This window comes from Burkholderia orbicola (assembly GCF_900100915.1).
GTDB lineage: Bacteria > Pseudomonadota > Gammaproteobacteria > Burkholderiales > Burkholderiaceae > Burkholderia > Burkholderia orbicola.
In genome coordinates, this window is the sequence record NZ_FNKW01000002.1 from 1,706,596 (window position 1) to 1,731,872 (window position 25,277).

Here is a 25,277-nt window from a genome sequence, read left to right on the forward strand (position 1 = left end):
CCTATTTGCGCCGCCGCTCGTGCGGCGCCACCGTCGCGCCGTCGATCACCGGCGCGCCCTGCTTGATCAGGAAGTCGCGGAACAGCCCCGTCACCTGCGAGATCCGCCGGTCGGCGAGCGTGACCACGTACCATTCGCGCTCGATCGGATTGCCGGGAAACGGCAGTTGCCCGAGCAGCCCCGTGCGCAGTTCGAGCGCACACGCGTGCAACGACAGGAACGCGACGCCGAGCCCGGCTTCGGCCATCTGCTTGATCGCCTCGTTGCTCGACAGTTCGGAGCCCACATGAAAGCGATGGCCCGCGTTCTTGAACAGGCTCTCGACGGTCGAGCGCGTGCCCGCGCCGCGTTCGCGCACGAGCAGGTGCGCGGATTCGAGATCCTTCAGCGCCACACGTTTGCGCTGCATCAGCGGATGGCCGGGCGCCGCGACGAACACCATCGGATGCTTCGCGAACTCGACCGCGTGCGTGCGCAGCTCCTTCGGCGCGCTGCCCATCACCGCGAGATCGATTTCATGCGTCGCGAGCATGCGGATGATGTCGTCGCGGTTGCCGACCTTGAAATAGGTCTTCACGTGCGGGCGCGTCGCGGTGAATTTGACGAGCAGCGGCGGGATCAGGTATTCGGCCGTCGTGATCGCGCCGATCCGCAGCGTGCCGCCGAGATCGCCCGTCAGCGCGGCCACTTCGTCGCCGGCCTCGCTCCACAGATGCAGGATCTCGCGCGCGTAGCGCGCCACGATCTCGCCGGCCGCGGTCAGTTGCACGCCACGCCCCACCCGCTGCAGCAACGCGGCGCCCACGGCCTCCTCGAGCAGGCGAACCTGCAGCGACACGGCCGGCTGCGTCAGGTTCAGCTCCTCGGCCGCGCGCGACACGCTGCCGAGCCGCGCAATCATGTCCAGCGCCTTCAACTGCCGGAACGTCGCGGTCTTTCCTATAAGTGAATACATATGAGTCGCTTATAAACATTAAATTGTTCGAGTGGGTTCGAAACTATATCGTCGGTTCTTGAGCAATGTCATCCGAATCGTCATTCAGCGGGAGCCCAACATGGACAACACCACGCCCACCCTTGCAACGGATCGCGCACCGCGCCTGCCGCGCATCGTGATCGTCGGCGGCGGCGCCGGCGGCCTGCAGCTCGCGACGCGCCTCGGCGATACGGTCGGGCGCCGCGGGCAGGCCGACGTCGTGCTCGTCGACCGCTATCCGACGCACTTCTGGAAGCCGCTGCTGCACGAAGCCGCATCGGGCCATCGCGATCCGGCCTCCCACACGATCGAATACGCAGCACAGGCGAAGCGCCACGGCTTCCGCTTCGTGCAGGGCGCGCTGCAGCAGGTCGACCGCGCGGCGCGCACGGCGACGATCGCGGCCGTGCAGGATGCGGACGGCACGGAAATCCTGCCGCAGCGCACGCTCGACTATGACAATCTGGTGCTGGCGGTCGGCAGCGTGACGAACTTCTTCAACGTGCCGGGCGCCGAGCGCCATGCACTGCCGCTCGAAAACCTCGACCAGGCCGAGGATTTCCGCCGCAAGTTCCTGGCTGCCTGCACGAAGGCGAATCACCTGGCCGAGCAGCAGCCCGCGCGGCGCGGCGCGCCGATCTGCATCAACGTGATCGGTGCGGGCGCGACGGGTGTCGAGCTGGCCGCCGCGCTGCGCCATGCAGTTCAGCAACTGACGACGTACCGCTTCAAGGCGCTGGTGTCCGCGCGTGACGTGCACATTCGGCTGATCGAAGGCGGCCCGCGCATCCTGCCCGCGCTCGACGAACGGCTGTCCGGCAAGATGCACGCGCAGCTTCGCGCGCTGAACGTCGACGTGCTGACCGATACACGCGTCGCGGAAGTCGGCGCGGATGCCGTGACGACCGCGACGGGCGAACGGCTCGCGAGCGACATCACGATCTGGGCGGCCGGCGTCGCGGGCCCCGCGATGCTGCGGGACATCGGCGACATCGCGCTGAACCGCTCGAACCAGGTGATCGTGACCGACACGCTGCAGACCCCCGACGATCCGCACGTGTATGCGTTCGGCGACTGCGCCGCGTGCCCGTCGACCGGTGCAGGCGGGTTCCTGCCGCCGCGCGCGCAGGTCGCTCATCAGCAGGCGGTGTATCTGGTCAACGCATTCGCGCGTCGCGTCGCCGGCAAGCCGGTGGCCGGCTTCACGTTCCGCGATGCGGGCACCGTCGTGTCGCTCGGGCATGCGGGCGCCGTGTATCAGGCGGACATCGGCGGGCGCTCGCGCTCGCTGATCGTCGACGGGCTGGCGGCAATCGGGCTGTACAAGTTCCTGTATCGCAAGCACCTGTTCAGCGTGGTCGGCATGAAGCGCGCGCTGTTCCAGTCGCTGAGCCACTGGCTGCAAAGCCGTCACCAGCCGTCGATCAAGCTGCATTGATCGCAGCTGTTCGCGCGCAGCATCACGACGCGGCATATCGGGCGGGCATCGCTCGATATGCCGTTTTTCCATATGCATATACTCGACGCATTCACAATGTGCGCCACGCTGGTGCATCACGTTGAACGCGACCGATACGAGGCAATTCATGCGGCACATGCCGCGCGACACACATCCCGCGCCCCCGCTGGCTTGCCGCCCATTCATTAGCCGAATCGTATGAGTCGGCGAAAAATATTAATTGGTCGCATTTTCCGGATCGACGCTAAGGTGTGTGGCATTCCCGTCGGCGAACGGATCATCACGTTTCTGAAAAGGAATCCCCGTGGTCATCGAAGCCATCGTCACCCGTCTCGACGCAGCATTCGCGCAGATCGAAGCCACACCGGATTCGCGCGAATCGCGCCATCAACGCGACGCGATCATCCAGTGGCTGGACCGGGCATCGGAAGAAGGGTATCGGCTCGGTCTCGTCACGACGCTGCCGGCCGCTCGGCTCAGCGACATGTTCGAAGGCCAGTTCGGCCGCGCGAACCTCGACCGCTTCTCGGTCGTCGTCACGGATTCCAATCAACAGGACTCCGGATCGAATCAGCATCCGTTCGATGTCGCGCTGCAAGCGCTCGGCGTGCCGCCGGAGCGCGCGGTCGGGATCGCGAGCAGCGAACCGGAACGCCGCGAAGCCGAGCATTTCGGCCTGTCGCGCTGCGTGAACATCACCGATACGGTGCGCTCGATCGCATCGGCCGGGCTGCACTGAACGCCAGCACACGGGCTGGCAGCGGCCGGCCGTCATCGTCGACTCGGCGGCCATCCGACGATTGTCCGACCGCATCCTGACATTCTGCTGTCAAAGTCGCTTGCAACACTTCGGGGCTCGACCACATTCCCCCGGAGACGGGACGGCGCGCATGCGCATCGTCCCGTCCGTTGCTCGCCACGATGACACGCCCGACCCGCACCGCCGCCGCCCTCACGATTGCCTGCCTGTTGCTCGCCGCTTGCGGCGGGGATGACTCGACGCCGCCCGCCACGTCGGCCGACAACAACGGCACGGCGCCCGCGCCGCAACCGCAGCCGCAGCCGCAACCTCAGCCCACGCCGACTCCGACACCCGCGACCTACTACCAGACGAAGACGCCGTACCGCCCGCAGCAGGACGCCGCGACGTACGAAGCGCCGCCGGCCGGCTACGCGCCGGTCTATACCGAACTCGTCGCCCGTCACGGCTCGCGCGGGCTGTCGGGCTTCAAGTACGACGGCGCGATCTACGCGATGCTGGTCAAGGCCGAGGCCGACGGCGCATTGACCCCGCTCGGCGCGCAACTCAAGGCCGACACGTACGCGATGATGAAGGCCAATGCGCTGCTCGGTTATGACGTGCAGGGCATCTCGACACCCGGGTACGGCAACCTCACGCAAACCGGCATCCGCGAACATCAGCAACTCGCCGCGCGTCTCGCGCAGCGGCTGCCCGCGCTGTTTGCGACGGGCAACCGGCAGGTGGTCGTCGTCAACTCGGGCCAGGATCGCGCGGTCGACAGTTCGACGTATTTCTCGGCGGCGCTCGTTGCCGCGCAGCCGGCACTGGCGCCGGCCATCACGCTGCCGGCCGCGCTGGCCGGCTATCCGGCGAGCGCACCGGTTGCACAGCCGGCCGGCACCAACCGCTTCCTGCTGTATTTCCACTCGCTGAAGCCGGCCACCGATCTCGTGACCGACACGAGCGATCCGTACTACGCGACCTATCAGGCGAGCCAGGCGTACCAGACCTATGCAAACGACGCGACGGTGGCCGCGAAGCTGAAGGCGATCAAGGCCGCGCCGCAGGCGGCCGACGTCGCGCAAACGGTGCTGGCCGCGCTCGTGTCGCCGGCCTTCATCGCGAAGCTCGGCTCCGACGGCTACACGTTCGCGAACACCGGCACCTATGCGTTCACGTCGACGGACGGCAAGTTCACCAACACGCTGAAGGGCGACGGCAAGACGAAGATCGCGACGGCCGTCGATGCGGTGAACGTGCTGTACAACCTGCTGCAGGTCGCGCCGGCCATGACCGCGGAAACCGGCGGCGTCACGATGGAGAAGTACATCGGTGCGGAGCAGGCGCAGTATCTCGCGTACCTCCAGGATGCCGAGGACTACTACCAGAAGGGGCCCGGCATCCAGGAAGCGAACCCGGTGACGTACCGGATGGCGAAGGTGCTGCAGGACGATTTCTTCGGCGAAGTCGACGCGATCGCGCGCGGCGACCTGACGCACGCCGCGAAGCTGCGCTTCACGCATGCGGAGATCGTGATTCCGTTCGCGTCGATCATGAACCTGAAGAACGTGTTCGTGCCGACGCCGCAGGCGCAGACGTACACGTATGCGAACAACCCGTGGCGCGGCGACCAGGTCTCGCCGATGGCCGCGAACATGCAGTGGGATGTCTATCGCAACGGGTCGCGGCTCATCGTGAAGATGCTGTACAACGAGCGCGAGACGGATTTCCAGGCCGCGTGCGACGGCGCGAAGCTCGCGCCGGGCAGCCATTTCTACGACTACGCTGGGTTGAAGCAGTGTTACGGGTATCAGTGATGTGATGCGCGGGGCCTTCTGGCCGCAAGCGCACGTTGAAACCCGGACGGCGCAAACCGTTCGGACTTCGTCATGCGCTCCGCGGCACGCTAGACTTTGCGCACGCCGTTCTGAAGCAGCGCTCGATGCAGGAACGCCACGTGCCCGTCGTTCAGCACGCGCTTCGGTACCACGCGGAACATCACCGACGACTGATAAAGCAGGATCATTTGACGATCCTCGCTCCAGTGAATGAGATCCACATAGTGAATTTCGTCGCGCGAAGTCGGTGTTTCGACAATGAACCGGTCGCCTTGGAAAATGACCGTGTGAATCTGATGAAGCGTCCTTTGCTGGTCGTGGATCTTGCGACCTGCGCGCGGCAGTATCAGATGATTCAGGATGGGCACGCCGATCGCGACGACAGCCGCGATTCCCGCGGCCATCCAGACATAGCGCCATTCCGGAAAACGTCCGCTTGCTATCCGGACGCCGCCGACCAGCAGGGCGATGTACACGATCGCACCGATCGCAAATGACTTGAGCAGGTATTTCCAGTTGTACCTGCGCCAAAGATGCAGGCGGTATGCGTGGACGAGAGCGTCCGCGGTTATTTGAAAAACGACTTCGGTATCGCTCATGGGTGGGCTCGGAACGCTCTCTGGTTCTTGTAATTGCTCTGGATGCTTCGCCGCGAGCACCGCGCTCGGGCGGGTTGGCAGTGCGCGCGCACGGAGACGTGCAAACGAAGCGGCGCGATATCGCCGGCCGATCGATGCATGGCGACAATATACATGCGTGGAACGACACCCGTGCGGCGAGCGACCGACGCGGACGACCGGCATTGCGCGCGGCTGAGCAGTCTGTTCTGGCAGGTGATTCGTATCTTGCGCCGACGAACTCGCACCGGCCCGCATGGTCGAACGAGCATCGTCGGAGAACCCTCATGAAACGCGTCGCCCTTGCCGCTGCCCTGACCCTATTTGCCGCCATCAGCCTACCGGCCACTGCCGGTGCGCCCTCGGGTGCCGTCGCGCCGCCGGTGCCGGCTCAGGCATACGCGAAAAATTGCGTGCCGTCGCGGGACGCCACACAAGGCACCCGCGCCCCCTCCAGCGCGCCGCCGATCCGCGTCTGCGTCGGCGATTCCAACACGCAGCTGAACCTGCCGTGGTTCCTGACCGATGTCCTCACTGCCGTGGACACGCATCAATCACCCAGCGGCCTGCTCCACAAGATGCGCAACGATTTCTGAATCTCGCCCGGCATGCCATCATTCATCACGCGTCGGAGCGCTTCAGCACCTGGATGAACGTGTCGACGATGCCGGCCCACATCGCGGGATCGGCGATGCGCTCCAGCAGCACCCGCAACTCCCGTCGCTCTTCGTTCGACAGTACGCCGTGCACACCACGGATACTGTCGTAGCTCGGCGTACCGCGCGACGCGAGTGCGCGATCGAGCGAATAGTCTTGGGCCTGCCCGTCCACCGAAATCCTGATCCACAGCGAACCGCCGTCCGCCAGGGCGGCGCCGTCGGTCACGATGACCGTAGGCGCAGTATTTTCTTCCATCGCAAAGCTCCTGCTCGACACCCTCGCGGCCGACCGCCGAAAGCGGGCCACGCGGAAATGTTTCTTTTTGAGACACAATCACAAAACGGCACCAATTTTTAGACAACAATATTTCGTAATAGCGCGCCGCATCATATACTTGCCGCGCACCATCCTCGTGCCAAGAGACGGTGTCTTTCGTCCCGGCTGCACACACTGTGCGGCCGGGGCTTTTTTCGATACGCTGCGCCTATATACATGCTTAATGTACGCATGTTATTGAGGGATACCGCCAGATCGATGGACGATCGCGACAAGCGACGGCCGAATCGATAGGCATCCGAAACCGGCGCGCGAGCCGCATGGCCCGACTCGGGCATGCGAAGTGCGTGCCGCTGGTGTATCGACCGGTTCGACTTGCCACGTCATGCGTATAACACCAAAGGCAATCGCGGGGCTGCGGGCGCTCACGCCCGGCTCGACACTCCTTTTCCACCGCAGCGGCGCGTGGCCGCGCGTCATGTTTCTCGCCGCCGTGATCATTTGCGTGCTCGTGCCCGCGTTCGCGATCGTACTGGCCGACCGCTACGCACGCGATGCCGTCACCACGAATGAGCGCGTCGTGGCAAACGACATCGTGGCTTCCGTGGACCGCATCCTGGACGGCGTGCGCCTCCGACACGCGGACGAGCTGAGCGCGCTCGTCGGGCGGCCATGCGCGACGGTGTTCCGGACACTCGCCGAAGTGGGCACTCGCCTGCGCTATCTGCGTGCGGTCGGGCTGGTGAGCGACGGCCGCCTCATGTGCTCGTCGGCGCTCGGTTCGATCGACCTGCCGCTCACCGCGTATGCGCGCGAGCCGGAACCGGGCTCGATGGCCGTCACGCTGCTACGCCAGACGCCGTTCCAGCATGGCATTCCGGTGCTGTCCGTATTCCGATCCACCGCGCGCGGCGCGGGCGTCCTGTATGTGATCGAGGGCGACTACGTGGCCGACGCGCTCGCCCACGGCACCGGCAACGGAGCGGAAACGGCCACGCTGTCGATCGCGGGTGCAGGCCGTCTCGATCAGCACGGGAAGTTCTCGCCGGAAACGGAGGCGGCCCCCGCGGGCGGCAGCACGATAGCTTCGCAGCGCTGGCCGTTCACGGTGTCGGTCATCGCATCGGCGCGCTACGCGTCACAGGTCCAGCGCCATTACCGGCTGATCTGCGCGACGATCGTGCTGCTCGCCGACAGCCTCGTGATGGCCGCCTACCTGCTCGCGATGGCACCACGGCGGCTGTTGCTGAAAGCCGTGCGCCACGCGCTCAGGCGCGACGAGTTCCATGTGGTGTATCAGCCGATCGTCGACGTGCAGACGCGCAGGACGGTCGGCGTCGAGGCGCTGCTGCGCTGGCACCATCCGAAGTGGGGGGCCATCAGCCCGGCCGTGTTCATCCCGCAGGTGGAATCGAGCACCGTGCTGCCGAAGGTCACCGAATTCGTGCTGCGCACGGCGGTCGCCGAGCTGACCGCGCTGACGCCGTCCGCGCCGCTGCGCATTGCCGTGAACATCGCGCCGCAGGATCTCGAGCGCGGGCAGTTCGTAGCCGACGTCGAGGCAGCGATCCGTGCGCTGCCGCCGGGCTTCACGCTGGTGCTCGAAGTCACCGAGCGCATCCTGCTCGAGAAAAACGCGCGCACCACCGAGATCTTCCATGCATTGCGATCGAAAGGCGCGAAATTCGCGATCGACGATTTCGGCACGCATCACAGCAATCTCGACATGCTGTCGCGCTTTCCGTTCGACTACGTGAAGATCGATCGACAGTTCGTGTCGCAACTGGACAGCGGCAGCTCGAGGCTGATCGAGGGAATCGCAGCCGTCGCGCATCACTACGGCCTGAAGATCATCGCGGAAGGCGTGGAAACCGAAGCGCAGCATCGCGCGCTGCATGCGGTCGGAATCCACTACGCGCAGGGCTACCTGTACCAGCGGCCGTTGCGCGCGGAGAACCTGCAGCGCGATTTCGCCGGGGCGACGGTGTAGCGGCGCCGCCGACGGCGACTACTGCGCGCCGTATTGGCCGCCGAGGCGCACGCGGCCCTGCTCGACCCATCCTTCGAAGTCGTCGCCGGTCTTGCCGTTCACGTACATGATGTCGTACCAGCGCCCGTGCGACTTGTAGACGGTCACCGAATCGCCGGGGACGATGAAGGTCCGCTTCGTGATGCATTGCGCGTCGGGCGCCGAGTAAAAATACGCGCGGCCCGTGCCGATGACCGTGCCGGACGCCGGCGGCCGGAAGTTGTCGTCGGGGCCGCTCGTGGCCGCATCGAGCTTCCCGCAATCGACCGTGCTCTTCGCTTGCGCGCCGTTCGCGCCCAGGCTCGCGCCGAGCACCAGCAACGCGATGCCCATGTGCATCGTCATTTTCATCATTCGCCCTCCACGCCGTAGTTTTTTTCGGTTTGCCGGTTCGCGGCCGGCAGACGCTCGATCCTGCGCGACGGTCGTCACAGTCGTCACCTCGGCGCCGGCCGCGTCCGGATGATACGACTACCATCGAAATTCACGAAAACGGACCACCGTTGCGAATCATGTCCTATAGTCAGTCAGCAGACATCATTCGACAACGGGGCGCATCGACGTCCACGGAGGAGACGTGAAGCTGAAACAGGCCATCGACCGCATTCCGGGCGGCCTCATGCTGGTGCCGATGCTGCTGGGCGCGTGCGTGCACACGTTCGCACCGAATGCCGGCAAGTACTTCGGCTCGTTCACCAACGGCCTGATCGCGGGTACCGTGCCGATCCTCGCCGTCTGGTTCTTCTGCATGGGCGCGACGATCGACGTGCGCGCGACGGGTGTCGTGCTACGCAAGTCGGGCACGCTGCTCGCGACGAAGATCGTGGTCGCGTGGCTCGCGACGGTGATCGCCGCGCGGTTCATCCCCGACGACGGCATCCGCACGGGCTTGTTCGCGGGCCTGTCGCTGCTCGCGATCACGACGTCGATGGACATGACCAACGGCGGCCTCTATGCGGCCGTGATGCAGCAATACGGTACCAAGGAAGAGGCCGGCGCGTTCGTGCTGATGTCGATCGAATCGGGGCCGCTCGTCAGCATGCTGATTCTCGGCGCGGCCGGCGTGGCGGTGTTCGAGACGCGGCTTTTCGTCGGCGCGGTGCTGCCGTTTCTGATCGGTTTCGTGCTCGGCAATCTCGACGTGGAGTTGCGCGAGCTGTTCGGCCGCTGCGTGCATCCGCTGATTCCGTTCTTCGGCTTCGCGCTCGGTAACGGCATCGATCTCAACGTGATCGCGAAAAGCGGGCTACCGGGCATCGCGCTCGGGCTCGCGGTGATCGTCGTGACGGGCGTGCCGTTGATTCTCGCGGACAAGTTCCTGGGCGGCGGCAACGGGACGGCGGGGCTGGCCGCGTCGTCGACGGCCGGCGCCGCGGTCGCGAACCCGGCGATCATCGGCGAGATGATTCCGAAGTTCAAACCGATGGTGCCGGCGGCGACGGCGATCGTCGCGACCGCGTGCCTCGTGACGGCGATTCTCGTGCCGATTCTGACGGCGATGTGGGCGAAGCGGGCGGCCAGGGCGTCAGGGGTGCCGGTGCGGGTCGTGACGCGGGCGGCGCATGGTGGGGCGATCGAGCACGAGGGGCATGTTTGAGGGGGTGCCGGTTCGGGTCCGGCCTCAGGCACCGACCATCCTGGCGGCCGCTCGCCATAACCCCGCGAACGCTCACCTTCAGGTAGGCTCCGGAATCCGGCTCACGTTGCCCAAGCCGGCGTTTTCCGGAGCGCCTTCCATGCCCACCGCCGTCCTGCTGCGTACCCGCCATTCGCACCTCTATCCGGGCAGCATCGTGACGCTCGACCACGATGCGCCGCGCACCGCCAAACCACACCCCGCCGTCATCGAATTCGCAGACGGCTCCGGCGCCACCGCGACACTGTCCCGCGTCGGTGACGATACCCTCGAACTTGCCGTAGACGAATACGTCACGCAGAAGCGCCACGCGATCGTCGCGCGCCGCTGGTTGCTGCGGCCGGTCGATGCGGCCCGCACGGGATGGCGCATCACGCGCCGGCTTCCTGCCACCTGATGCCATCGCGCCGCTATCGGCGCGAACCGCTTCCAGGCGCTAAAATCCGCCGCCTGGGCATCCACGACGAGCAAGCGTTTTGACGGCGTTCGAGCAGGGCTTCATCCTTACCCGCCACTGGCGGGACACCGCATCCGGCATCGAGATCGAGTTCTGGCTGGCAACCGAACACGGTCCGCGCCGCGTGCGGTTGCGCCCGCAGGAAGCCGTCGCGTTCATCCCGGCCGAACAGCAGGCACTCGCCGAACGCGCACTGGCCGGCGAGCGCGAAGCCGAATTGCGCCCGCTCGCGCTGCGCGACTTCCGGCAGCGCCCGGTCGTCGGCCTCTATTGCAAGCGCTACCGGCATCTGTCCGGGCTCCAGAAGCGGCTCGCCGCCGCCGGCGTCGACGTCTACGAAGCCGACGTGCAGCCGCCCGACCGCTACGCGATGGAGCGCTTCATCACCGCATGCGTGGAGTTTCGCGGCCAGCCCGGCCGCGACGGCTCGCTCACCGGCGGCGAACTGAAGCCCGCAACCGGCTACCGCCCTGCGCTACGCTGCGTGTCGCTCGACATCGAAACCAGCGTCCACGGCGAGTTGTACTCGATCGCGCTCGAAGGCTGCGGACAGCGCCAGGTCTACATGCTCGGGCCGCCGAACGGCGACGCAAGCGGCAGCGCAGGCGCCCTGGACTTCGACCTCGACTACTGCGACAGCCGCCCCGCGATGCTCGCGCGGCTCAACGACTGGTTCGACCGGCACGACCCCGATGCGGTGATCGGCTGGAATCTCGTGCAGTTCGACCTGCGCATCCTGCATGCGCACGCGGAGCAATACGGCATCCCGCTGAAGCTCGGGCGCGGCGGCAGCGTGCTCGACTGGCGCGCGCACGGCCAGCAGCCCGACCACTTCTTCGCGGGCGCGGCCGGCCGGCTGATCCTCGATGGCATCGACATGCTGAAATCCGCGACGTGGACCTTCCCGTCGTTCAGCCTCGAATACGTGTCGCAGTCGCTGCTCGGCGAAGGCAAGTCGATCGACAACCCGTACCAGCGGATGGACGAGATCCAGCGCCGCTTCGAGCACGACAAGCCCGCGCTCGCGCGCTACAACCTGAAGGACTGCGAGCTCGTCACGCGCATCTTCGACAAGGCCGACCTGCTGTCCTTCGCGCTGGAACGCGCGAGCGTCACGGGCCTCGCGGCCGATCGCACCGGCGGCTCGGTCGCGGCGTTCACGCACCTGTACCTGCCGCGCATGCACCGGCTCGGCTATGTCGCGCCGAACCTCGGCGACGTGACGGGGCAGAACAGCCCCGGCGGCTTCGTGATGGATTCGCGGCCCGGGCTGTACGACTCGGTGCTCGTATTCGACTACAAGAGCCTCTATCCGTCGATCATCCGCACGTTCCTGATCGACCCGGTCGGCCTCATCGAGGGGCTCGCGAATCCTGGCGACGACGCATCGGTGCCCGGTTTTCTCGGCGCGCGCTTCTCGCGCACCGCGCACTGCCTGCCCGACATCGTGCGTCGCGTGTGGGAGGGTCGCGACGACGCGAAGCGGCAGCGCAACGCGCCGCTGTCGCAGGCGCTGAAGATCATCATGAATTCGTTCTACGGCGTGCTCGGCTCGACGGGCTGCCGCTTCTTCGATCCGCGCCTCGCATCGTCGATCACGATGCGCGGCCACGAGATCATGCACCGCACGCGCACACTGATCGAAGCTCAGGGTTACGAAGTGATTTACGGCGATACCGATTCGACGTTCGTGTGGCTCGGCCGCGCACATGACGACGACGAAGCCGGCGCCAAGGGCCGCGCACTCGTCGAGCACGTGAATCGCTGGTGGCATACCCACCTGCGCGAACAGTTCGGGCTCGACAGCGCATTGGAGCTGCAATACGAGCGGCATTACCGCCGCTTCCTGATGCCGACCGTGCGCGGCGCGGAAGAAGGCAGCAAGAAGCGTTATGCGGGCCTCGCGGCAACGGCCGACGGCGGCGAGGATCTCGTGTTCAAGGGGCTCGAAACGGTGCGCACCGACTGGACGCCGCTCGCGCAGCAATTCCAGCGCGAGTTGTACCGGCGCGTGTTCAGGCGCGAACCGTACCAGGATTTCATTCGCGACTACGTGCAGCGCGCGCTGGCCGGCGAATTCGACGACCAGCTCGTCTACCGCAAGCGGGTGCGCCGGCCGCTGCGCGAATACGAGCGCAACGTGCCGCCGCACGTGCGCGCGGCACGCATCGCCGACGAGTTCAATCACGCGCAGGGCCGGCCGCTGCAGTATCAGCGCGGCGGCTGGATCAGCTACGTGATGACGACGGCCGGCCCCGAGCCGCTCGAAACGATGCGTTCGCCGATCGACTATGCGTTCTATCTGAGCCGCCAGCTTCAGCCCGTCGCCGATGCGATCCTGCCGTTCCTGCGCGACGATTTCGAACGCGTGATCTCCGGGCAGGGGCAGTTGTTCGGCGATTGAAGGGCCACCCTCCAGCCCGCGCCGACTGCGCACGCAACCCATTCTTTCAGGCAGTTCCTCGTGCGTCGACCATGGGTCTACCGATCGATCCGCAGCCGCATCGACCGGCATTCGCGCGCACCCACCTGCCGCACGACAAGTAAAACCGATTGCCTCGATCAGGAGTCCAGCCTGGACGCTGGGCCGGCCGGTCGATCTGGCCACGTATCGGATCATTGGCCGCACGACCGATGCACGCACCTACCGCTGAGCTGGGCAGGCCCAAGCGGCACCATCGATGCGATCGCGGTCGCCACGCCGCGCGCGTCGGGATCGGTCGATGCGACAAGCACCGCCGCAGCAATCGCCGATGCGTGATCGCCACGGCATGCACGTTGCGCACTCTCGCGCATTCTGGAACACAGCTCGCCAGGAATCGCCGTTTATCCGGCCGTTCCGGGTTCCTAAACTTGCTCCATCGGTTCGACCGCCCCAGTGCGCCGAACCGCAAACGAAACTGTCTGAGGAAATCGTGAAATCGCTCATCGTTACCATCACCGCCGTCGCCACTACAGCCATCGCGCTGCTCGCCGCACCGACCATGTCGTACGCACAATCGTCGTCGCACTCGACGCTCACCCGCGCGCAAGTGCGCCAGGAGTTGCTCGACCTCGAATCGGTCGGCTACAACCCGACGATCGGCGACGGCGACAGCTATCCGGACGACATCGTCGCCGCGCAGGAACGCCTGGTCGCGAAGCGCCTCGCCGAACACAAGCATGCCGAAGCGGCCTACGGCCCGAACGGCGCACCGGGTTCGGATTCCGGCGCGCCGGCAGCGGCGGCCGTGACGCATTGACGCGCCGCCGGTCGCCGGGAGGAAGCCCCCCACTCCGCACCGCCCCGCGGGCATGCAGCTAAAATACCGGCCTGCCGCGCGTCCCGCCGCGGCCGGAGGACACTCATCATGACCGCACGTCGCGGTGCCGCCGTCGCCATCGCGCCCGGCCACGAGACAGCCAGCCTGTCGAAAGCCCAGCAAACGTTCAATACGCTCGTCAAGCAGATCGAAAAGCGGCGCGAGCGGCTCGGCGCGTGGGAAGCCGTGATGCCGGCGTTCCAGAAGAAGTTCGTCGATGGGTTGTTGCCGCTCGAACAGGAAGCGACGGCGCTGCGCATCCGGCTGATCCATCTGCTCGACGATGCGTTCCTGCAGAAGGGCCTGAGCAAGGCCGAGCAGCGCACGCTGTCCGACCTGATCGTCGACATGGCGCGCGATTTGCTCGACGTCAGCGACGACGCGACGTTGAAGATCGTCTACAACCGGCATGCAGGACCCGCGCACACTGCCCACGCAGCGGCCGCTCCCGAGCCCGCCAAACCGGGACGGGAACAGGAACCCGAACCGCAATCGCCAGAAGATCTCGACACGCTGTCGCCCGACGAACTCGCGGCACGCATGCAGGCCGAACTCGACGCCCAGTTCGAGCGCGACATGGCCGCCCACGCGGCCCGCGAGGCGCAGCGCGCGAAGCGCAAGAAGGCACCGAAGCAATCGGCCGCGCAGGCCCGGATCGAAGCCGAGCAGGCCGAATCGAGCAAATCCATCCGCGAGATCTATCGCAAGCTGGCCAGCGCGCTGCATCCCGATCGCGAACCCGATCCGCAGGAGCAGCAACGCAAGACCGTGCTGATGCAGCGGGTCAACCGTGCCTACGAGAAGGGCAACCTGCTGCAACTGCTCGAACTGCAGCTGGAGATCGAACAGATCGACCGGCGTGCGATCGACGGCCTCAGCGAAGCGCGGCTCACGCGCTACAACGGCATCCTCGAGGAACAGCTGCGCGAACTCGATCAGGAGATCGTGCACGTCGAGAATGATTTCCGGCGCACGTACGGGATCGCGTCGTCCACCAAGGTTGCGCCCGATACCGTGCTGCGCATGCTGGCACGCGACATTGCCGGCACGCAGCGGAGCAACCAGGATCTGACCGTCGCGCTGCGCGAGTTCGAGGACCCGGATCAGGTCAGGAACTGGCTGAAGGACATGAAGCGCCGGCCGGCATCGTCCCGCTTCGACGACGATTCGTATTGAGTCGGCAAGCGCCAGGGGTAACGCGCGACGCGCACGCCCCGCCCATCACCACACCGCCCCCATCCCGCCCATCAACGCCATCAACTGCTCGCGCAGCCACTGGCTGCCCTGATCCTGATCGGCACTGCGATGCCAGTAGCAGAAGTAGTCGAGCCCCGGCATCTCGAACGGCAGTTCGAGAATCCGCGCCGGATAGCGCTGCAGCAGCCGCAGCGGCGCCGTCAGCACGAGATCGCTGCGCATCGCGATCAGCGGCGCGACCATGTAGTGCTGCACGCGCATCTGGATGTTGCGGCGCAGCCCGAGCCGCGTCAGTTCCGCGTCGACGTGCCCGCTGCCCTTGCGGCGGCTCGATACGTGAATGTGGCCCATCGACAGGTAGTCGTCCATGGTCAGCGTGTCGCCCTTGAACGGGTGATCGTCGCGGATCATGCACGCGTAGCGGTCCTGCACGAGCAGCGCCTGGTGCAGATGCGGATCGCCGATCAGCGGCGCGTCGATCGCGATGTCGACCGAGCCGTTCGCGAGCGCGGTCGCGACTTCGCGCCGGTCCATCGTGTAGCTGCGCACGTGCATGCCGGGCGCATGCGTCTGCAGCAATTCGCCGAGCGCGGGCAGCAACAGCGCTTCCGTCAGGTCGCTCATGCTGAGCCGGAACACGCGCTCCGACGAAGCCGGATCGAACACGTCGCCTTCGTGCGCGCTCGAATCCAGCAGTTGCAGCGCCTCGCGCACGCGGCCGACGATGTTCTCGGCCATCGGCGTCGGCATCATCCCGGCCGGCGTGCTGACGAACAGCGGATCGTTCAGCGTCTTGCGCAGCCGCGCCAGCGCGTTGCTGACGGCCGGCTGCGTGAGGTTCAGCACCTCGGCCGCGCGCGTCAGGTTGCGCTTGTTGTAGATCGCCTCGAATACGACGAACAGGTTCAGATCAATCTTCGAAAGGCGCATCGCCGGATCTCCTTGCCGGCATCTTAATACGGCGTGCGCCTCCCGTTCACCCACGTCGCGCTCCCGTGCGGCGCGGCGCTCAGCCGCGCGGCGGCGGCGTCAGGTACGGCGCCGTCGCGCCGGGTTCGCCGTCCTTGATCTCCATCCGCGCGATGGCCTGCAGGTGCACCTCGTCCGGGCCGTCGGCGAAGCGCAGCGCGCGGCCCCAGGTCCACAGGTCGGCCAGCGGCGTATCGGGGCTCAAGCCCGCTGCGCCGAATACCTGCATCGCGCGGTCGCATACGTCCGTATAGACGGTCGGCACGAGCGCCTTGATCATCGAGATTTCCTTGCGCGCCGCCTTCGCGCCGACCTTGTCGATCATCCACGCAGCCTTCAGCACCAAGAGGCGTGCCTGGTCGATCTCGATACGCGAGCGCGCGATCCATTCGCCGACCGTGCCGTGCCGGTTCAGCGGCTTGCCGAACGCGACGCGCGACTGCGCGCGGTCGACCATCAGCTCCAGCGCCAGCTCGGCCGCGCCGATCGAGCGCATGCAGTGGTGAATACGGCCCGGCCCGAGGCGCGCCTGCGCGAGCGCGAAGCCGCTGCCTTCCTCGCCGAGCAGGTTGCGCGCCGGCACGCGCACGTTGTCGAACGTGATCTCGCAGTGCCCTTCCGGCGCGTGGTGATTGACCACCGTGATGTTGCGCACGACCGTCACGCCCGGCGTGTCGCGCGGCACGAGGATCATGCTCTGCTGCTGGTGCGACTCGGCCTCGGGATCGGTCTTGCCCATCACGATGAAGATCTTGCAGTTCGGATGCGCGGCGTTCGTGATGAACCACTTGCGGCCGTTGATCACGTACTCGTCGCCCACGCGCTCGATGCGTGTCGTGATGTTGGTCGCATCCGACGACGCGACATCGGGCTCCGTCATCGCGAACGCCGAGCGGATTTCGCCGCGCAAGAGCGGCAGCAGCCACTGTTCGCGCTGCTCGGGCGTCGCGAACATGTGCAGCAGCTCCATGTTGCCGGTGTCCGGCGCATTGCAGTTGAACACTTCCGACGCCCAGCTCACGCGCCCCATGATCTCCGCGAGCGGCGCGTATTCGAGGTTCGTCAGGCCCATCCCCGGCTCGTCGTCCTTCAGGTGCGGCAGGAACAGGTTCCACAGCCCTTCCGCCTTCGCGCGTTCCTTCAGTTCCTCCATGAACGACACCGGATACTGGCCCGCGTGCACTTCGTCGTTCCACTGGCGGATGCGCGGCACGATGTGCGCATCCATGAATGCGCTCACGCGTTCGCGCAGTGCTTCCACTTTCGGGGTGTAGCCAAAGTCCATGATCGACTCCTCGAGATTTCCGTGTTTCCGTTCGTTCGGTTCAGAAGGCCGAGACGCCGCCGTCGACGGCGACGGCCTGCCCGGTCAGATACGTGTTGTCCTTCGCGCACAGCATCAGCATCGTCGCGACGATTTCGTCGGGCCGGCCGAGCCGCTTCATCGGCGAGCCCTGCGCCAGAAAATCCTGGCGCCCGCCGATCTCGCTGTCGGTGACCATCGGCGTCGTGCTGTAGAACGGGCACACCGCATTCACGCGGATGCCGTGGCGCGCGTATTCGAGCGCGGCCGTCTTCGTGAGCCCGACCACCGCATGCTTCGACGCCGCATACGCGGCCAGCTTCGGCGCGCCGCCGAGCCCGGCCATCGACGCGACGTTCAGGATCACGCCTTCGCGCTGCGCGAGCATCTGGCGGATCTGGTGCTTCATCCCGAAGAACACGCCCTTGGCGTTCACCGCGAAGTTCAGGTCGAGATCGGCTTCGTCGGTGTCGATCAGTGCCTTCATCGGCGGCGCGATGCCCGCGTTGTTGATGCCGACGTCGAGCCGCCCGAAGCGCGCGACGGCTTCCTGCACCAGCGCGGCGACCTCCGTTTCGACGCGCACGTCGCAGCGCTGCGCGATCACGTCGGCGCCGGCCGCGCGCAGCGGCGCGGCCACGCGTTCGAGCGCATCGCCGTTCAGGTCGCCGAGCGCGAGCCGCGCGCCCATCGCGGCGAGTTCGCTCGCGAGCAGCGCGCCGAAGCCGCTCGCGGCGCCGGTGATCATCACGGCCTGGCCGGCGTAGCTGTCCAGTTTCATCGCGCGCTCAGATCGTCAGGCCGCCGTCGACGACGATGCATTCGCCGTTCGTGTAGCTCGCCGCATCCGACACGAGATACAGCACGGTGCCGGCCATCTCGCGCGGCTCCGCGTGGCGGCGCAGCGGAATCTTCGTCATCCAGGTTTCGTAGATGTCCTTGTCCGCGAACAGCGCGCCCGCGAACTTCGTCTTCGTGAGCCCCGGCAGCAGCGCGTTCACGCGGATGCCGAGCGGCCCGCATTCCTTCGCGAACGCCTTCGTCATGTTGACGACGGCCGCCTTCGTGATCGAATAGATGCCCTGCCGGTCGCCCGGCTGCAACGCATTCACCGATGCCGTGTTGACGATCGCGCCACCGCCGTGCGTCTTCATCAGCTTGCCGGCTTCGACCGACATGAAGAAGTAGCCGCGGATGTTCACGTCGACGGTCTTCTCGTACGCGGCGAGATCGGTATCGAGGATGTGCCCGAAATACGGGTTCGCGGCAGCATTGTTCACGAGGATGTCGAGGCGGCCGTGCTTGCCGCGGATGTGCTCGAACGTCGCGGCGATGTCCTCCAGCCGCCCGACGTGGCATGCCAGCGCTTCGGCGCGACCGCCCGCCGCGACGATTGCGTCCGCAACCGCCTGGCAGTCGTCGAGCTTGCGGCTCGACACGATCACGTACGCGCCCTGCTCCGCGAGCAGCTTGGCGATTTCCTCGCCGATGCCGCGGCTCGCGCCCGTCACCAGTGCGATCTTGCCCGTCAGGTCGAACAGATTCGTTGCCATGTTGCTGTGCTCCTCCATTGATTGAGTTGTCGTATTGCCGCGCGGCGATCGTGACGATCGTGACCCTTCGCGGCGATATCAGCGATGCGCGTCGATCACGCCGACGGCCAGTTCGGCCAGCCGGCCGGCCATTTCGCCGACGCGCAGCGCCTGCTCGCTCGATGCGTTGCCCTGCAACGCGCGCGCCTTCACGCCCTGCGCGATCGCCGCGAGCCGGAAGAAACTGAAGGCGAGGTAGAAATGCCAGTCGCGGATCGGCGCGATGCCGCGCAGTTCGCAGTAGCGCGCGACGATCGCCGCTTCGTCGGGAATCCCGAGCGCCGCGCGATCCTGGCCCGCGAGCCCGCGCACCTGGCCGCCGGACGGCAGCCGCAGGCACATGCAGAAGTACGCGAGATCGGCGAGCGGGTTGCCGAGCGTCGACAATTCCCAGTCGAGCACGGCCTGCACGCGATAGCCGTCGCGCGCGAACATCAGGTTGTCGATCCGGAAGTCGCCGTGCACGAGTGCGGGCCGGCCCGTATCCTCGGGACACGCCTTCGGCAGCCACTCGATCAGCGTCTCCATCGCATCGAGGCGCCCGGTTTCGGCCGCGCGATACTGCTTCGTCCACACGCCGATCTGCCGCTCGAAGTAGTTGCCCGGCCGGCCGTAGTCGGCAAGGCCCACCGCGTCGACATCGACGTCGTGCAGTGCGGCCATCGTCCGCAGCAGCGCGTCGTAGCAGGTCGCTCGTTCGGCCTTCGGCAGTTCCGGCAGCGCGGGGTCCCAGAAGATCCGGCCATCCTCGAAACTCATCACGTAGAACAGGCTGCCGATCACGTCGCGGTCTTCGCAGAGGTGATACGGGTGCGCGACCGGCACCGCGGTGCCCGACAGCGCGGTGAGCACGCGGAATTCGCGGTCGACCGCGTGCGCGGATTTCAGCAGTTCGCCCGGCGGCTGGCGGCGCAGCACGTAGCGGCCGCTCTTCGCATTCAGCAGGAAGGTCGGATTCGACTGGCCGCCGGCAAACTTCTCCGTGTCGACCGGGCCTTCGAAGCCCGGCACGTGGGTTTCCAGATAGCGCGTGAGGCGGGCTACGTCGAGTTGCTGGGAAGGGTTCGTCATCGTCGCGATCGTTCGTGGGTCAGCCGTAGGTGCGCAGCGCGTGTCGTTCGGGGTCCTCCAGATGCGGGATGCCGTTGAACGACGCGAGGTGGAACGCCTCGGCGTTGAAGAAAAACTGCGAAAGACTGCTGTTGCGGATCTGCAGGTTCAGCGCGATCGCGCTCGACGGCGGGGCCGCGAGCACCTGCTGCACGGTGACCGCGATCGGGCCGCCGGAGCTCACCGCGAGCACGCGCTGGCCGCCGCCTGCGCGGATCGCCGCACGCGCGTCGGCCACGCGCTGCTGGAAATGGGCCCAGGTTTCGGGAGCCGCATCGCCGAGCTTGTCCTCGGTCCACAGCTGCAGCACCTGCCGGAGCGCGCGGAAATGCTCCTTCATCGAGCCGGCCGCGAGCCGCGCGATCTCGGGGTAGTCGCTGGCGGCGGCCGCGAACAGCCCGTGGAAATCGTATTCGTTCAGGCCGGGATGGCGGTCCACCGCGACGCCTTCGCGGCCCATCCCGCGCACGATCGCGGCAACCGTCTGCGCATGGCGGTTCATCGTGCCGCAGATCACGCGGTCGAACGTCAGGCCCTGCCGCGCGAAATATTCGCCGAGCCAGACGCCCTGCTGGTCGCCCGCCGCGGAAAGCCGGTCGTAGTCGTCAGTGCCGAATGACGCCTGCCCGTGCCGTACCAGAAAGAGTTCAGCCATTGCATGCCCGCCTGAGTGAAGGATTCAGCATAGCGAGCGGGCGGCCATTTTTAAAATTTATTTGTTGAATGAACAGGCATTCATGGTGGAAATGCCCGTGCCTTCGCAAATAGCGTGGCTTTGTCCGACTTATACTGCCCGATCCGCCCCCTTCACAGGAGTCCCGCCCATGTCGCATTCCCCGCCCAACGACCTGCCCCGCTATCGTTTGCTGACGGGCAAGGACGACGCCACGTTTTGCCACCGCGTGTCGGATGCGCTGGCGCTTGGCTATCGCCTGTACGGTTCGCCCGCCGCCACCTTCAACGGCGATCACGTCGTCGTCGCCCAGGCCCTGCTCTGGCCGGACACCGCCGGCACGGAGGCCGGCGCGTAATCCCGGTCGCCCGCCGCGCACTGTCCGATGCGGCAGCGGCGCCCTCCGGAACGATCGTCGCCTCGCGGCACGCGAATTGCGACAGCCGACACCGTGTCGAATAAATCCAGGAGGGATGCGATGCTCGGTACGATCCTCATCATTGTTCTGATTCTGCTGCTCATCGGAGCATTTCCTGCATGGCCGCATAGCCGAAGCTGGGGCTACTGGCCATCGGGCACCGTCGGGCTGATCGTCGTCATTGTCGTGATACTGGTGCTGCTCGGTCGCATCTGACGCCCCCGCCACCGGCGGGACGCGTCGCAGCCGGCACGGGTGTGTGCCTTCCCGAGCCTTCGCCGTGGATTCTTTACACGACGAGACCCGCAAAGACATGCACCCGATGCCGTCAACCCTTTCCGTTACTGGCCACCCTCCAGGCGTAACTGGAGCTTGCTCTTCACCGACGTCACGCCCGGTACCTGGCGGGCCGCGTCCACCGCGGCCCGGTCCTGGGACTCGTCGGCGATCTGCCCGGCCAGCGTCACGTCGCCCGTCTTCGCCTTCGCGAACACGGTGACCTGCGCATTGCCCACGCCGGGCGCCCTCACGATGGCCTGCCGAACCTTCTTCGCGAATGCGCGGTCGGCCGCGCGTTCGGCCTTCTTCGCCGCTCGCGGCGACGCGGCCGCCGACGCCGCCTGCTCGGCGGGCGCGGTGGGTACGGCGGACTGCGCGTGACCGGCCAGCGGCGACAACGCAACGAAACCTGCAACGACGATTGCAAAACGGGACTTCATCGGATTCTCCTCGACAGAAACGAACAGGTACAACGGGTACGACGGATGGGCCAGCCGTCAGGCCGTGACACCGGCCACCGCACGGGCACGCTCGCGGCCGCGCGGCGCCGCGAGCGCGTCGAGCGCGCGGGCGTCGGCTTTCAGCGCGGGCGACAACCCCAAGCGCAGATGCTCGACGAAGGTGCGGACCTTCGCGTCCAGGAAGCGACGCGACGCATACATCGCGTACACGTCGAGCATCGTCAACCGGTAGTCCGGCAGCACGCGCACGAGCCGCCCGCTGCGCAGGTCGTCGATCGCCGAATAGATCGCCAGCGAGCCGATGCCCAGCCCCGCGCGCAGCGCGATCGACAGCGCCTCCGGCGCATTCGCGTGGAACGGCGCGGCCGTGACCGCATGCGATGCGGTCTGGCCGCCGGGGCCGTGCAGCAGCCATTCGTCGTTCGCTTCGGCCGGCGTATCGAGGCGCAGGCAGGTATGGCGTGCCAGGTCGGCGGGCGCGGATGGCACGCCGTGGCGGGCCAGGTAGGCCGGCGACGCGACCAGCACGCTGAACGACGTGCCGCATGAATGCGCGATGCAGGCGGAATCAGGCAGGCTCGCGGCCGTGACGACCGATACGTCGTAGCCTTCCTCGACGAGATTGGGCATCCGTTGCGAATAGGTCATCTCGATGGCGACTTCGGGAAAGCGCGCCCGATAGGCGACGGCCAACGCGGTCACATGGCTCTGCCCGAGCCCCGGCATCGTATGCACGCGCAAGCGTCCGTACGGGCGGACCAGCGCGTTCCGGGCCTCGGCATTCGCCTGGTCGACATCGCCGAGAATCGATTGCAGGCGCTCGAAATAGCGGCGCCCGCTGTCGGTCAGTGCGATTTTCCGGGTGGTCCGGTTCAACAGACGAATCTGCGCATACGCCTCCAGGCTCGCGACGGCCCGCGACACCTGCGCGGTCGCGACATCGGTCTGCTTCGCCACGGCGGAGAAGCTGCCGGCCTGCACGACGCGAACGAACGTCCGCATGTTCTCGAGCATGTCCATTTCGACTCATCGTCCAGTGCGGTGCTGCATCCACGCGACGCGCCGGCGGGGCGCGGCGACGCATTCGGTGCCCCGATTGTCGGGCCATCCCCGCCGCGGCTTCAGCCCCCCGACCGGGGGGCTGAAGCGTCTGCCGATCATGTGGAATGCTTGGCGTTTGCGTCGATGGCAGCCCGAAGCGCATGATCCGCGGCCGGCGTCGCCAGCACGATCTTGCCGATATGCCGTCCCGAATCCATCAGCTCGTGCGCCGCGCGCGCGTCGCGCAAATCGAACAGCCGATAGACCTGCGGCTTGACCGTGCCTTGCCGGATCAGCGGCCATACAGCCTCCTCGAGCTCGCGAATGATCTGCGCCTTCTCCGCGTAAGTGCGCGAGCGCAGCGTCGAGCCGATGTGCGTGAGCCGCTTCGTCAGCATCGGAAACAGGTCGAGCTCCTTCGCGGGGCCATTGATCACGCCGATCTGCACGATGCGCCCGTTCATCGCGGCCGCCGCGAAATTGCGCGCGACGTAGTCGCCCGCGATGATGTCGACGATCACGTCGACGCCCTTGCCGCCCGTGAGGCGCGCGACCGCCTCGACGAAATCCTCGCTGCGATAGTCGATCGCGAGATCCGCGCCGAGCCGCATGCTCGCGTCGCGCTGCGCGTCCGACCCGACGGTGGTGATGATCGTCGCCGCGCCGAACGCCTTCGCGAGCATCGTCGCCGTCGTACCGATGCCCGACGCGCCACCGTGGATCAGCACGCTTTCACCGGGGGAAAACCGACCGCGCTGGAACAGGTTCAGCCAGACCGTCATGAAGGTCTCCGGCAGCGCCGCTGCCTCGGCCATCCCGAGGCCGTCGGGAATCGCGAGCGTGTTGCTCTCGTTCGCCACCGCGTATTCCGCGTAGCCGCCGCCGGGAATCAGCGCGCAGACGCGATCGCCGACGACGAACCGCGTGACGTCACGCCCGACCGCGACAACCTCGCCGGCGATCTCGAGGCCGGGAATGTCGGACGCGCCGGGCGGCGGATCGTACAGCCCCTTGCGCTGGAATACGTCCGGGCCGTTGACGCCGGCCGCGTGAATCCGGATCAGCACGTCGCCGGGGCCCGGCACCGGTACGGCGCGGGTCGCCGGCACGAGCACGTCGGGGCCGCCGGGCCGCACGATTTCGATCGCGGTCATGTGGGTGGGCAGGGGGTTCGCGTCATCAATCACGATATGATCCTCAACGTTCGTCGATGCGCGGCCGATTCGCGGGCCATCCCCGAATCGCGGCATCGCCATGTAGGTGAAGCCAGTCTATGGGCGATGCCGCGCGCGGGCACGCAGCGAATTACCGGTCGGGGAATGCAAAAATGCATCAGTCGGGACACACGATGAACTGGGACGACGCGCGCGTCTTTCTCGCGATCCATCGCGAGCGCACGCTGCGCCGCGCCGCGCAGACGCTCGGCGTCGATCAGGCGACGGTCGGGCGGCGGCTCGCGACGCTCGAGCACATGCTCGGCGCGACGCTGTTCCTGCGTTCGTCGAAAGGCTATCTGCCCACGCCGGTCGGCGAACTGGCGCTGCGCGCCGCCGAGGCGATGGAGCAGCACGCGCACGAGCTGGTGCGACTGACGCAGGGGGTCGACCGGCGGCTCGCCGGAGAGGTGAAGATCACGACGACCGACGCGCTCGCGATCGAGTTCGTGATGCCGTCGATCGCGCGGCTGCACGCGAAACATCCCGACGTCTCCGTCGCGCTGAACACGTCGACCCACATCCTGAATCTCGCGAAACGCGAAGCCGATATCGCCATCCGCACCGTGCGCCCCGAGAACCCCGATCTGGTCGCGCGCCGACTGGCGTGCTGGGACATGGGCCTGTTCGCGTCGCCCGACTATCTGCACCGGCACGGCGAGCCCGAGCGCGGCCGCGCGTTCGCGGGCCACGACCTCGCCGTCTACCAGCCGTACATCGACGCCAGCCGCAAGCCGACCCTCGCCGGCGAACCGATCGACGGCGGCCGCATCGTCACGCGCACCAACTCGAACCTGATGCTGCGTGCGGCGCTGCGTGCGGGCCTCGGCGTCGGCGAGATTCCCGTCCATATGGGCGAGCGCGACGGGCTCGCGCGGATCTGGCCGGATCGCACGCGGGCGTCGCCGTACGAGGTCTGGCTCGTCACGCACCGCGACCTGCGCCACACCGCGCGCATCCGTACGGCGATCGACGAGATCGTGGCCGCGTTCGCCGCGCACCGCTAACGCGGGCGACAGCGCGTCAGC

The 25,277-nt window shown here is 66.7% G+C and carries 26 protein-coding genes; 13 read left to right on the top strand and 13 right to left on the bottom strand.

The window, feature by feature from the left end; translation table 11 throughout:
* Position 1: 1 nt before the first annotated feature.
* A complete protein-coding gene (locus BLS50_RS24500; protein WP_006480013.1) occupies positions 2-955 on the bottom strand; it encodes a LysR family transcriptional regulator in 954 nt (317 codons plus the stop codon).
* Positions 956-1,055: 100 nt separating this feature from the next.
* Here BLS50_RS24500 and BLS50_RS24505 point away from each other — a divergent pair, with 100 nt between their 5' ends.
* From BLS50_RS24505 to BLS50_RS24515, 3 genes are all read left to right on the top strand, one after another.
* Positions 1,056-2,414 carry an NAD(P)/FAD-dependent oxidoreductase gene (locus BLS50_RS24505; protein ID WP_074804695.1) on the top strand — a complete coding sequence of 453 codons (1,359 nt, stop codon included), beginning with the start codon at positions 1,056-1,058 and terminating at the stop codon, positions 2,412-2,414.
* Between the two features lie 325 nt (positions 2,415-2,739).
* Positions 2,740-3,174, top strand: coding sequence for an HAD family hydrolase (locus BLS50_RS24510; protein ID WP_027806831.1), 435 nt, complete (start codon positions 2,740-2,742; stop codon positions 3,172-3,174).
* A 182-nt stretch (positions 3,175-3,356) separates the two neighbouring features.
* Complete coding sequence (locus BLS50_RS24515) at positions 3,357-4,994, top strand: histidine-type phosphatase (protein ID WP_074806678.1); 1,638 nt, start codon at positions 3,357-3,359, stop codon at positions 4,992-4,994.
* Positions 4,995-5,083: 89 nt separating this feature from the next.
* On the opposite strand, the gene BLS50_RS24520 is transcribed toward BLS50_RS24515, so the two are convergent.
* Complete coding sequence (locus BLS50_RS24520; protein WP_074804698.1) at positions 5,084-5,614, bottom strand: YcxB family protein; 531 nt, start codon at positions 5,612-5,614, stop codon at positions 5,084-5,086.
* Between the two features lie 305 nt (positions 5,615-5,919).
* On the opposite strand from BLS50_RS24520, the gene BLS50_RS24525 reads away from it, so the two are divergent.
* Positions 5,920-6,228, top strand: a complete 309-nt coding sequence (locus tag BLS50_RS24525) for a hypothetical protein (protein WP_074804701.1) — start codon at positions 5,920-5,922, stop codon at positions 6,226-6,228.
* A gap of 25 nt (positions 6,229-6,253) precedes the next feature.
* Here BLS50_RS24525 and BLS50_RS24530 read toward each other — a convergent pair whose 3' ends face one another.
* The gene (locus tag BLS50_RS24530; RefSeq protein ID WP_074804704.1) at positions 6,254-6,547 is read right to left on the bottom strand and encodes a hypothetical protein; all 294 of its coding nucleotides are present in this window, start codon (positions 6,545-6,547) and stop codon (positions 6,254-6,256) included.
* Between the two features lie 406 nt (positions 6,548-6,953).
* Between BLS50_RS24530 and BLS50_RS24535 the strand changes: the two genes are divergently transcribed.
* Positions 6,954-8,558, top strand: a complete 1,605-nt coding sequence (locus BLS50_RS24535; protein WP_074804707.1) for an EAL domain-containing protein — start codon at positions 6,954-6,956, stop codon at positions 8,556-8,558.
* 18 nt (positions 8,559-8,576) lie between these two features.
* On the opposite strand, the gene BLS50_RS24540 is transcribed toward BLS50_RS24535, so the two are convergent.
* Positions 8,577-8,948 carry an SH3 domain-containing protein gene (locus BLS50_RS24540; RefSeq protein ID WP_027806825.1) on the bottom strand — a complete coding sequence of 124 codons (372 nt, stop codon included), beginning with the start codon at positions 8,946-8,948 and terminating at the stop codon, positions 8,577-8,579.
* Between the two features lie 226 nt (positions 8,949-9,174).
* Here BLS50_RS24540 and kdgT point away from each other — a divergent pair, with 226 nt between their 5' ends.
* The 5 genes from kdgT to BLS50_RS24565 all read left to right on the top strand — a co-directional run bounded on the left by kdgT (position 9,175) and on the right by BLS50_RS24565 (position 15,168).
* On the top strand, positions 9,175-10,194 hold the full coding sequence (kdgT, locus tag BLS50_RS24545) for a 2-keto-3-deoxygluconate transporter (protein WP_074804710.1): 1,020 nt from the start codon (positions 9,175-9,177) through the stop codon (positions 10,192-10,194).
* Positions 10,195-10,333: 139 nt separating this feature from the next.
* Positions 10,334-10,630 (top strand): hypothetical protein, encoded by a 297-nt coding sequence (locus BLS50_RS24550; RefSeq protein WP_074804713.1) that lies wholly within the window; start codon positions 10,334-10,336, stop codon positions 10,628-10,630.
* 79 nt (positions 10,631-10,709) lie between these two features.
* Positions 10,710-13,094, top strand: coding sequence for a DNA polymerase II (locus tag BLS50_RS24555; protein WP_074804716.1), 2,385 nt, complete (start codon positions 10,710-10,712; stop codon positions 13,092-13,094).
* A gap of 511 nt (positions 13,095-13,605) precedes the next feature.
* Positions 13,606-13,932, top strand: a complete 327-nt coding sequence (locus BLS50_RS24560; protein ID WP_074804719.1) for a DUF4148 domain-containing protein — start codon at positions 13,606-13,608, stop codon at positions 13,930-13,932.
* A 108-nt stretch (positions 13,933-14,040) separates the two neighbouring features.
* Positions 14,041-15,168, top strand: a complete 1,128-nt coding sequence (locus BLS50_RS24565; RefSeq protein WP_074804722.1) for a J domain-containing protein — start codon at positions 14,041-14,043, stop codon at positions 15,166-15,168.
* Positions 15,169-15,213: 45 nt separating this feature from the next.
* Here the strand turns inward: BLS50_RS24565 and BLS50_RS24570 are convergent, their stop codons facing one another.
* From BLS50_RS24570 to BLS50_RS24595, 6 genes are all read right to left on the bottom strand, one after another.
* Positions 15,214-16,119, bottom strand: a complete 906-nt coding sequence (locus BLS50_RS24570) for a LysR family transcriptional regulator (RefSeq protein ID WP_034175048.1) — start codon at positions 16,117-16,119, stop codon at positions 15,214-15,216.
* Positions 16,120-16,198: 79 nt separating this feature from the next.
* Positions 16,199-17,443, bottom strand: a complete 1,245-nt coding sequence (locus BLS50_RS24575; RefSeq protein WP_006480027.1) for an acyl-CoA dehydrogenase family protein — start codon at positions 17,441-17,443, stop codon at positions 16,199-16,201.
* 40 nt (positions 17,444-17,483) lie between these two features.
* Positions 17,484-18,242 carry an SDR family NAD(P)-dependent oxidoreductase gene (locus BLS50_RS24580; protein WP_074804725.1) on the bottom strand — a complete coding sequence of 253 codons (759 nt, stop codon included), beginning with the start codon at positions 18,240-18,242 and terminating at the stop codon, positions 17,484-17,486.
* A gap of 7 nt (positions 18,243-18,249) precedes the next feature.
* A complete protein-coding gene (locus tag BLS50_RS24585) occupies positions 18,250-19,014 on the bottom strand; it encodes an SDR family oxidoreductase (RefSeq protein WP_012338952.1) in 765 nt (254 codons plus the stop codon).
* A gap of 78 nt (positions 19,015-19,092) precedes the next feature.
* Positions 19,093-20,124, bottom strand: a complete 1,032-nt coding sequence (locus tag BLS50_RS24590) for a phosphotransferase (protein WP_053524270.1) — start codon at positions 20,122-20,124, stop codon at positions 19,093-19,095.
* A 19-nt stretch (positions 20,125-20,143) separates the two neighbouring features.
* Complete coding sequence (locus BLS50_RS24595; protein ID WP_074804728.1) at positions 20,144-20,818, bottom strand: histidine phosphatase family protein; 675 nt, start codon at positions 20,816-20,818, stop codon at positions 20,144-20,146.
* A 169-nt stretch (positions 20,819-20,987) separates the two neighbouring features.
* On the opposite strand from BLS50_RS24595, the gene BLS50_RS24600 reads away from it, so the two are divergent.
* A complete protein-coding gene (locus BLS50_RS24600) occupies positions 20,988-21,194 on the top strand; it encodes a DUF1737 domain-containing protein (protein WP_027806715.1) in 207 nt (68 codons plus the stop codon).
* 120 nt (positions 21,195-21,314) lie between these two features.
* Positions 21,315-21,470, top strand: a complete 156-nt coding sequence (locus tag BLS50_RS24605; protein ID WP_006483086.1) for a DUF3309 family protein — start codon at positions 21,315-21,317, stop codon at positions 21,468-21,470.
* Between the two features lie 125 nt (positions 21,471-21,595).
* On the opposite strand, the gene BLS50_RS24610 is transcribed toward BLS50_RS24605, so the two are convergent.
* The 3 genes from BLS50_RS24610 to BLS50_RS24620 all read right to left on the bottom strand — a co-directional run bounded on the left by BLS50_RS24610 (position 21,596) and on the right by BLS50_RS24620 (position 24,189).
* Entirely contained in the window at positions 21,596-21,973 is a 378-nt protein-coding gene (locus BLS50_RS24610; RefSeq protein WP_027806714.1) for a BON domain-containing protein, read from the bottom strand.
* A gap of 57 nt (positions 21,974-22,030) precedes the next feature.
* Positions 22,031-23,014 carry a LysR family transcriptional regulator gene (locus BLS50_RS24615; protein WP_006480034.1) on the bottom strand — a complete coding sequence of 328 codons (984 nt, stop codon included), beginning with the start codon at positions 23,012-23,014 and terminating at the stop codon, positions 22,031-22,033.
* Between the two features lie 137 nt (positions 23,015-23,151).
* Entirely contained in the window at positions 23,152-24,189 is a 1,038-nt protein-coding gene (locus tag BLS50_RS24620; protein ID WP_074804731.1) for an NAD(P)H-quinone oxidoreductase, read from the bottom strand.
* A gap of 194 nt (positions 24,190-24,383) precedes the next feature.
* Between BLS50_RS24620 and BLS50_RS24625 the strand changes: the two genes are divergently transcribed.
* Complete coding sequence (locus BLS50_RS24625) at positions 24,384-25,256, top strand: LysR family transcriptional regulator (protein ID WP_074806680.1); 873 nt, start codon at positions 24,384-24,386, stop codon at positions 25,254-25,256.
* Positions 25,257-25,277 lie beyond the last annotated feature (21 nt).

Coding starts and splice junctions, on each gene's coding strand:
- BLS50_RS24615 (WP_006480034.1), bottom strand. CDS start 23,014: ATGGACATGCTCGAGAACATGCGGACGTTCGTTCGCGTCGTGCAGGCC.
- BLS50_RS24620 (WP_074804731.1), bottom strand. CDS start 24,189: ATGACCGCGATCGAAATCGTGCGGCCCGGCGGCCCCGACGTGCTCGTG.
- BLS50_RS24540 (WP_027806825.1), bottom strand. CDS start 8,948: ATGAAAATGACGATGCACATGGGCATCGCGTTGCTGGTGCTCGGCGCG.
- BLS50_RS24525 (WP_074804701.1), top strand. CDS start 5,920: ATGAAACGCGTCGCCCTTGCCGCTGCCCTGACCCTATTTGCCGCCATC.
- BLS50_RS24575 (WP_006480027.1), bottom strand. CDS start 17,443: ATGGACTTTGGCTACACCCCGAAAGTGGAAGCACTGCGCGAACGCGTG.
- BLS50_RS24520 (WP_074804698.1), bottom strand. CDS start 5,614: ATGAGCGATACCGAAGTCGTTTTTCAAATAACCGCGGACGCTCTCGTC.
- BLS50_RS24580 (WP_074804725.1), bottom strand. CDS start 18,242: ATGAAACTGGACAGCTACGCCGGCCAGGCCGTGATGATCACCGGCGCC.
- BLS50_RS24625 (WP_074806680.1), top strand. CDS start 24,384: ATGAACTGGGACGACGCGCGCGTCTTTCTCGCGATCCATCGCGAGCGC.
- BLS50_RS24515 (WP_074806678.1), top strand. CDS start 3,357: ATGACACGCCCGACCCGCACCGCCGCCGCCCTCACGATTGCCTGCCTG.
- BLS50_RS24570 (WP_034175048.1), bottom strand. CDS start 16,119: ATGCGCCTTTCGAAGATTGATCTGAACCTGTTCGTCGTATTCGAGGCG.
- BLS50_RS24535 (WP_074804707.1), top strand. CDS start 6,954: ATGCGTATAACACCAAAGGCAATCGCGGGGCTGCGGGCGCTCACGCCC.
- BLS50_RS24505 (WP_074804695.1), top strand. CDS start 1,056: ATGGACAACACCACGCCCACCCTTGCAACGGATCGCGCACCGCGCCTG.
- BLS50_RS24585 (WP_012338952.1), bottom strand. CDS start 19,014: ATGGCAACGAATCTGTTCGACCTGACGGGCAAGATCGCACTGGTGACG.
- BLS50_RS24590 (WP_053524270.1), bottom strand. CDS start 20,124: ATGACGAACCCTTCCCAGCAACTCGACGTAGCCCGCCTCACGCGCTAT.
- BLS50_RS24595 (WP_074804728.1), bottom strand. CDS start 20,818: ATGGCTGAACTCTTTCTGGTACGGCACGGGCAGGCGTCATTCGGCACT.
- BLS50_RS24500 (WP_006480013.1), bottom strand. CDS start 955: ATGTATTCACTTATAGGAAAGACCGCGACGTTCCGGCAGTTGAAGGCG.
- BLS50_RS24610 (WP_027806714.1), bottom strand. CDS start 21,973: ATGAAGTCCCGTTTTGCAATCGTCGTTGCAGGTTTCGTTGCGTTGTCG.
- BLS50_RS24550 (WP_074804713.1), top strand. CDS start 10,334: ATGCCCACCGCCGTCCTGCTGCGTACCCGCCATTCGCACCTCTATCCG.
- BLS50_RS24600 (WP_027806715.1), top strand. CDS start 20,988: ATGTCGCATTCCCCGCCCAACGACCTGCCCCGCTATCGTTTGCTGACG.
- BLS50_RS24530 (WP_074804704.1), bottom strand. CDS start 6,547: ATGGAAGAAAATACTGCGCCTACGGTCATCGTGACCGACGGCGCCGCC.
- BLS50_RS24565 (WP_074804722.1), top strand. CDS start 14,041: ATGACCGCACGTCGCGGTGCCGCCGTCGCCATCGCGCCCGGCCACGAG.
- BLS50_RS24605 (WP_006483086.1), top strand. CDS start 21,315: ATGCTCGGTACGATCCTCATCATTGTTCTGATTCTGCTGCTCATCGGA.